The 7,234-nt window shown below is 72.2% G+C and carries 5 protein-coding genes; 2 read left to right on the top strand and 3 right to left on the bottom strand.

The genetic code is table 11. The features are described 5' to 3' along the window. Positions 1-117: 117 nt before the first annotated feature. Together VFW24_09050 and valS are read right to left on the bottom strand one after the other, a co-directional pair. Positions 118-1,719 (bottom strand): cellulase family glycosylhydrolase, encoded by a 1,602-nt coding sequence (locus VFW24_09050; GenBank protein HEX5266909.1) that lies wholly within the window; start codon positions 1,717-1,719, stop codon positions 118-120. 206 nt (positions 1,720-1,925) lie between these two features. Then, on the bottom strand, positions 1,926-4,517 hold the full coding sequence (valS, locus tag VFW24_09045; protein HEX5266908.1) for a valine--tRNA ligase: 2,592 nt from the start codon (positions 4,515-4,517) through the stop codon (positions 1,926-1,928). 20 nt (positions 4,518-4,537) lie between these two features. Between valS and cysS the strand changes: the two genes are divergently transcribed. Together cysS and VFW24_09035 are read left to right on the top strand one after the other, a co-directional pair. Further along, the gene (gene cysS, locus VFW24_09040; GenBank protein ID HEX5266907.1) at positions 4,538-5,953 is read left to right on the top strand and encodes a cysteine--tRNA ligase; all 1,416 of its coding nucleotides are present in this window, start codon (positions 4,538-4,540) and stop codon (positions 5,951-5,953) included. Positions 5,954-6,147: 194 nt separating this feature from the next. Next, the gene (locus tag VFW24_09035) at positions 6,148-6,351 is read left to right on the top strand and encodes a cold-shock protein (protein HEX5266906.1); all 204 of its coding nucleotides are present in this window, start codon (positions 6,148-6,150) and stop codon (positions 6,349-6,351) included. Between the two features lie 113 nt (positions 6,352-6,464). On the opposite strand, the gene VFW24_09030 is transcribed toward VFW24_09035, so the two are convergent. Continuing rightward, a partial coding sequence (locus tag VFW24_09030) for a hypothetical protein (protein ID HEX5266905.1) occupies positions 6,465-7,234 on the bottom strand: 770 nt, incomplete at its 5' end.

Raw genomic sequence — 7,234 nt, 5'->3', positions numbered from 1 at the left:
GGGCAGGCTTCGATCACCTACACGCCGTCAGCGGTGCCGGGTACCTGCCGGATCGGTGTGGTCGAGGCCGATACGGGCCACGGGGCCAGCACCACCGTCCAGCAGACCTGAGGGCCCTCAGTTCCGGGAGAGGCCGGCCAGGACCGGCATGCCGCCGGGCAGGGGCTCGTACGCTCCGCTCCCGTCGGCCAAGAGGCTGAACGGCGTACCGGTGTTGTCGAAGGCGAAGGCCACCCAGCCGATGCCGGCCCGGTCGGCGGCGGCGACGAGGTTGGTGTTGAACGTCCCGTCGAAGCGGCCGGGGAACCCGAACTCGGTGACCGCCACGGGGGTGGATTCCTCGACCGTGGTCCACCGGCTCAGGATGGGCGAGGGGTTGTAGGGATCGGTCGCGTGGCAGGGGGGCGTCTGGCAGGTGTAGTCGTGCACCGCGTCGACGATGCCGGCGCCCTGTAGAGGCAGGCTCGACGGATCGTTACCCCACGTGTTGCCGCTGGCGAAGACGAGGTTGGTCGGCGCCTTGGCCCGCACGGCGTCGTACAGCTGCTGCATTCCCGCGGCCTGGAACGGGATCCCCCCGTAGGTGGCAGTTCCGCCCCGGAGCCACACCGAGTCGCGTATGTCATGGGGGTCGTTGTACAGGTCGTAGGCAACCAGCGGGTTCGAGGCGAACCGGGCGGCAACCTGCTCCCAGAAGGTCGGCGAGTAGGCCGTGTCCGCCATCGCCTGCGGCGCCGACCTCCCGCACACGTGCGTGACGTTGAAGTGGAGGTCGAGCAGAGCCACCATGTGGCGCGATGTTATGGAGCCGACCTCGGCGGCCACCTGGGCGGGGTAGGCCGGGCTGCTGGACGGAGCGGCTGCGGTGCACGTGTTGAGCCAGAGCGATTCGTTCAGGGGCACCCGAACGAGGTTGGAGCCCCACGCCGCGGCGCGGCCGATCTCGGAGTCGGTGGGGAAGTCGGGGACGCCGAGCTCGGTCCCGTTGATCACGACGCCCCGGAGCACCACCGGACCGTAGGCGTCGTAGATCCGATTGCCCTGGGTGCGGAGTGGCGCCACGATCGGGGCCGCCCCGCCACCCCCGGCGATGACGGAGGCCGAGTCGAGGTACTGCGCCGCTCCCGGCGCCAGGTCGGCCATGGTCACGTAGAACACCACTCCCGCCGTCCCGGCCGGAGCCAGGCCGACCACGGGGTCCGTCCCGGTCCAGGCGCTCGTCTGGTCCTGCACCGGCTGACCCCACGCCGAGCCGACGCTGGTCCCGCTGGACGAGTAGAAGACCAGCACGCCCGCCACCTGCGTTCCCGTCGAGGCCGCCCGGGCCTGGATCGAAGCCGAGTACGTCTCACCTGGGGTTGCAGGGATCGCCCGGGAGGGCGGTCCCGAGCCCACCTCGGCGGCGGCGCGGCGGGTGCTGGTCACGATCATCGAACCCGAGCCGGACTGCGCCTTCGAGCTGGGGGCCACCGAGGTGCCCGTGGTGTAGCCGAGCCAGCTCCCGACCCCTCCGTCGAAGCTCGCGGTCTGACCGGTCAGAAGGTTCCCGGACCGGGAGAGGGCGTGCGCCCCCTGGCCGGAGGCGGAGGGGGCCGGACCCGGGGCCGGGGTGGTGGACGAGGAAGCGCCGGGAGCCGCCGCCGTCCGGGACGCCAGGGCGGGCAGCGCCACCGCCCCGCCGCCGATCAGGCCCATCACCATCGCCGCCAGTCCGGCCACGACGGTCCTCCTGGGCCGGGGGAACCGCGGGCCCCCGGTAGGTCTGGCCGCGGCCGGCGTCGGTCCGCGCCCGTCCGCGCCCCAGCCCACGTTCCTTACCTGCCCCGTGCCCATATAGGAGATTCGTCCTATTCGACCGATTTGGGGAGGATCTTTAGCCCCGAATGGGAGCCGGGGCCAGCCCGCCCGCCGCCCTAGCCAGGTGCCTAGCCAGGTGCCAGGCGGACCTCGACGCTCTCCGGTCCTTCGGCGAGGTCCACATCCGCCACCACGCCGGCGGCGCGGAGATCCTCCAGACCGGCCCGCAAGGCGGCCACCCGCGGGGGCGGACCCGTCAACCGGAGGTGCTCGACCCCGGCCCGCATCGACACCCCCGCCTCGCTCTTGGCCTTGCGGACGGCCCCCAGGACCTCGGCGACCGCCCGGAGGACGGCGGGGTCACCGGTGGCACCCCCGAGGTCGGCGGGGCCCGGCCAGGCGGCCCGGTGCACCGAGCCCGCCTGCCACCAGGACCAGACCTCCTCGGTCACGAACGGGAGGAAGGGTGCCAGCAGCCGTATGAGGGCGGACAGGGCCAGGCCGAGGGTGGCCCGGGCCGAGGCGGTGCCTCCGGGGTCCGGGCCCGGGCCGTTCCCGTCCGGGCCGGCGCCTCCATAGGCGCGTGCCTTCACCAGCTCCAGGTAGTCGTCGCAGAAAGACCAGAAGAACGCCTCGGTGCGCTCCAGCGCCCGGGCGAAGTCGTAGCCCTCGAACGCGGTGGTGACGCCTTCGACCAGCTCGGCCAGGCCGGCCAGCAGCGAACGGTCCAGCGGGTCGGTGACGGCGGTGGCGGTGACCGCCCCCGGGTCGTCGAGCCTCGAGAGCACGAACTTGGAGGCGTTCAGGACCTTGATGGCGAGCCGGCGCCCGACGCGCATCTGGGCGGTGTCGAAGGCGGCGTCCAGCCCGGGCTTGACGCTGGTGGCCCAGTAGCGGAACCCGTCCGTGCCGTACTCCTCGAGCAGCTCCATCGGGGTGATGGCGTTGCCCTTGGACTTGGACATCTTCTTGCGGTCGGGGTCGTAGATGAACCCGGTGACCGAGGCGTTGCTCCACGGCAGCGTCTGGTGCTCCATGTGGGAGCGCAGCACGGTGACGAACAGCCAGGTCCGGATGATGTCGTGGCCCTGGGGCCTGAGATCCATCGGGTACACGCGGGAGAACAGGTCGGGATCGTCCTCCCAGTGGCACGCGATCTGCGGGGTGCACGACGAGGTGGCCCAGGTGTCCATGATGTCTAGCTCGCCGGCGAAGCCGCCGGGAACGTCGCGCTGGTCGGCGGAGTAGCCGGTCGGCACGTCTGTGGCGGGGTCGACCGGGAGATCGGACTCTTGGGCGGCCATGGGGTGGTCGTGGTCCACGGTCCCGTCGGCGCCGATCGGGTACCACACGGGGATCGGGACCCCGAAGAAGCGCTGCCGGCTGATCAGCCAGTCGCTGTTGAGGCCGTTGACCCAGTCCTCGTAGCGGACACGCATGAACTCGGGGTGCCAGCGCAGCTCGCGGCCGCGCTCGAGGAGGGCCCGGCGCAGCGTGTCGTCCCGCGCCCCGTTGCGGATGTACCACTGCCGGCTCGTCACGATCTCGAGCGGGCGGTCCCCCTTCTGGTAGAAGTTCACGGCGTGGGTGATCGGGCGGGGATCGCCGATCAGGTCTCCCGAGTCGCGCAGCTGCTCGACGATCCGCTTCTGGGCCTGCTTGACCGTCTGGCCGGCCAGGTCGGCGTAGGCCCGCTCCGCCGCGTCCGGGTCGCGCGCCGGCCAGTCCGGGCCGTGCCAGTCGACGGCGAGCAGGCGACCGTCCCGCCCGACGATCCCCCGCACGGGCAGGCTCAGCTCCCGCCACCACGTGACGTCGGTGAGGTCCCCGAAGGTGCAGATCATGGCGATGCCCGAGCCCTTCTCGGGATCGGCCAGGGGATGGGCCACGACCGGCACCGGCACACCGAAGAGAGGAGTGACCACCTCCGATCCGAACAGGTCGTGGTAGCGAGCGTCTTCGGGGTGGGCGACGAGAGCCACGCAGGCCGGGATCAGCTCGGGCCTCGTCGTCTCGATCTCCACGGCGGGACCGGACCCCTCCGCCCGGGCGAACCGGATCCGGTGGTACGCCCCCTGTGTCTCCCGGTCCTCGAGCTCGGCCTGGGCCACGGCGGTGCGGAAGTCGACGTCCCACAGCGTCGGGGCCTCGGCGCAGTACGCCTCGCCTCGGGCCAGGTTGCGCAGGAACATGCGCTGGGAGACCCGGCGGGACCGGTCGTCGATGGTGGCGTAGGTGAGGGACCAGTCCACCGACAGGGCCAGCCGCCTCCAGACGTCCTCGAAGACCTTCTCGTCCTCGGCGGTGAGCCCGTGGCACAGCTCGACGAAGTTGGGCCGGGAGATGGCGCGGGGCGGGCTGAACGGCTTGTCGGGGGCGGTGAACTCCGGGTCGTAGGGGAGTGAGGGGTCGCAGGTCACGCCGTAGTAGTTCTGGACCCGGCGCTCGGTGGGCAGTCCGTTGTCGTCCCAGCCCATCGGGTAGTACACCTCCCGGCCCCGCATGCGCTGGTAGCGCACGATGGTGTCGGCCTGCGTGTATCCCCACGCGCTGCCGACGTGGAGCACGCCGCTGACCGTCGGCGGCGGGGTGTCGACCGAGTAGATCTGGTCCCGGGTCTTCGTCCGGTCGAAGCGATAGGTGCCCGCGCTCTCCCATTGCCGCGTCCACTTGTCTTCCAGGCCCTCGAGGGCGGGTTTATCGGGGACGTTCGGGCGCATGGGAGGGTTACCGTACCCGGATGCTGCGGCTCCACGACACGGCAAAAGGAGCGGTGGTCGAGCTGCGCCCCGGCCGCCCCGGCCGGCTGTCGATGTACGCCTGCGGCCCCACGGTCTACGACCTGCCCCACATCGGCCACGGCCGCCAGCTGCTCGTCTATGACGTCCTCCGCCGCTATCTGGAGTGGACCGGTGTCGAGGTCGACCACGTCTCGAACATCACCGACATCGACGACAACATCATCAAGCGGGGCCGCGAGGAGGGCCGTCCCGCCCACGAGGTGGCCGAGCAGTACGAGGCGGAGCACTGGCGGGCCGCCGCCGGGCTCGGGATCCTGCGGCCCAAGCACGTCCCGCACGCGACCGAGTACGTGCCGCAGATGGTGGAGCTGGTGGGTGAGCTCCAGGCCCGGGGCGTGGCCTACGAGCTGCCGGACGGCGTCTACTTCTCCGCCGAGTCCGTGCCCGATTACGGGCTCCTGGCCCAGCAGCCCCTGGACTCGCTCCGCGCCGGCGCCCGGGTCGAGGAGGTGGCGGGGAAGCGGTCACCGGTCGACTTTGCCCTCTGGAAGAAGTCCAAGCCCGACGAGCCGGCGTGGCCGTCCCCATGGGGACCGGGGCGGCCGGGCTGGCACACCGAGTGCGTGGTGATGTCCCTCGACCTGTTGGGGGACGGCTTCGACCTGCACACGGGAGGGCTGGATCTCAAGTTCCCCCATCACGAGAACGAGCGGGCCCAGGCGGTGGCATGGGGACGGGACTTCTCCCGGCACTGGATGCACCACGCCTTCGTGGAGGTGGCCGGGGAGAAGATGTCCAAGTCCCTCGGAAACTTCGTCACGCTCACCGACTTCCTGGCCCGGGAGGACGGCCGGGCCTACCGCCTTCTGGTGCTGCAGTCCCACTACCGCACCCCCATGGAGGTGACCCCCGGGACGGTGGCCCACGCCACCCGGTCCCTCGAGGGCCTCGACCTGCTCGCTGAGCGCTTCCCCACCGCCTTCCCGGGCCCGGAGGGCGCCGGTGAGGCGTCCGGGGGCGCACCGGCCGCGGGGCTCACCGGGCCGGGCCGGGCGGCGGAGCTCCTCTCCCGCTTCCGGGCGGCCATGGAGGACGACCTCGACACGCCCGGCGCCGTGAGCTTGGCTTTCGAGGCCCGCCGGGCCGCCAACGCGGCAGCCGACTCCGGCCGGCCCGAGGAGGGCGCCGAGCTGGCCGGGGCCGTGGCAGCCATGACCGCCGCCCTGGGGCTGTTCCCCCGCCCCCCGGGCCGGGAGGCGGTGCCGGCGGAGATCCGGGACCTGGTCTCCCGGCTCGACGAGGCCCGGGCCGGCCGGGACTTCGCCGTCTCGGATGCCATCCGGGCCGAGCTGACCGGCGCCGGTTGGCTGGTCGAGACGGGGCCGGAAGGGACCCGGGTCCGCAGGCGCTCATGAGCCGGCCCGGGGCCCCTCCCCGCACAGCGGAGACTCAGGAATCCGCCCGGCCGGCTACTGACATCCGAGGGGTGTCCTGGTAGCGTTCCCGGCGAGGGAGTTCCAAGGACCTACCCGGCATCCGGTCCGACCGGGGGTCGAAAGTAGCCGCTGTGCCCCCTCGTTCCATGCAATCTAGAAGGGGGTCCGCCGCAGTGGCGACCGGTACGGTCAAGTGGTTCAACGCTGAGAAGGGCTACGGGTTCATCTCGCAGCCTGACGGAGGAGCGGACGTGTTCGTCCACTTCTCGGCCATCGATATGAGCGGCTATCGCGTGCTCGAAGAGGGCCAGCAGGTCGAGTTTGAGGTTCAGGAGGGGCCCAAGGGTCTCCAGGCCGCGAGCGTCAAGCCCGTCTGACGGCCGGCTGCGGCCGGTTTCCTACGAGGTCCGGGTTCCGTCGACTGGACGGGGTCCGGATCTCGTCGCGTCAGGCCTCCCGCAGCAGGTTGGCGGCGGGGCCCACCGCCGGCTCAGGGGATCGAGACGCCGGGGAGGGTGACCGTGTTGCTGGTGATCGGGGTGGTCACCGACACGGAGCCGGACGGGGCCGGAGTCGTGTCGGTCGGCGGGACGCCGGCGACCGACGTCCCGGTGCTCCCGGTGCCGGCGTTCACCGTGGCGGAGGTCGATTTGGTGAGGTTGATCTGGGCGCTCAGCTGCAGGACCGGCCCTGAACCCTGGGGCACGATCGGCTGGAGGGGACCGGCCCCGCTGTCCGGGTTGGTGCCGGTGGCCGCGGTGGGAGCCGGCGCCGCGGGTGCCGGGTTGGCAGCGGACCCCGATCCGCTGGCGACCGGTCCGGCCGCCGACCCCCCGCCGAGGGCCAGGAGGGGGCTCGGAAGCAGGGCCAGTGGTCCCGGGGGTGTCTGGGTCGCAGCCTTGGCCTCCTCGACGGCCACCGGGCTCTGGCCGACCGGTACCGCCCCGGCCGGGCGGGGCCGGGTCGTCGAGCCCAGCGAGGGTTGGCCGATGATGCTGGCGCCGATGATGCCCAGGCCGAGGAGCCCGAAGCTGGCGCCGGTGAGGGTCCGCTGGGCCTGCACCGGGATGAGCGGCTTGCGCGTCTTCGTGGCCGCCCGCAGCGAGGTCAGCCAGTGCCTCCACGCCAGGGGTCCGAGAGCCAGGGGAAGGGGAGCCGCCACCCGCCGGAGGGTGGTCCCGACGTCCTCGAGCTCCGCTCGGCGCGCCGAGCACGCCCGGCAGTCGGCCAGGTGCTGGTCGACCTTGGCGATGTCGCGGG

The sequence above is a fragment of the Acidimicrobiales bacterium genome, from assembly GCA_036273495.1.
Classification (GTDB): Bacteria; Actinomycetota; Acidimicrobiia; order Acidimicrobiales; family JAJPHE01; genus DASSEU01.
Note: the sequence above shows the minus strand (reverse complement) of the source record. Positions and strands in the feature narration are given on the sequence as shown.

What these genes read in the sequence shown, in the direction of transcription:
- valS (HEX5266908.1), bottom strand. Translation starts at nt 4,517, where the DNA reads ATGCGCCCGAACGTCCCCGATAAACCCGCCCTCGAGGGCCTGGAAGAC.
- cysS (HEX5266907.1), top strand. Translation starts at nt 4,538, where the DNA reads ATGCTGCGGCTCCACGACACGGCAAAAGGAGCGGTGGTCGAGCTGCGC.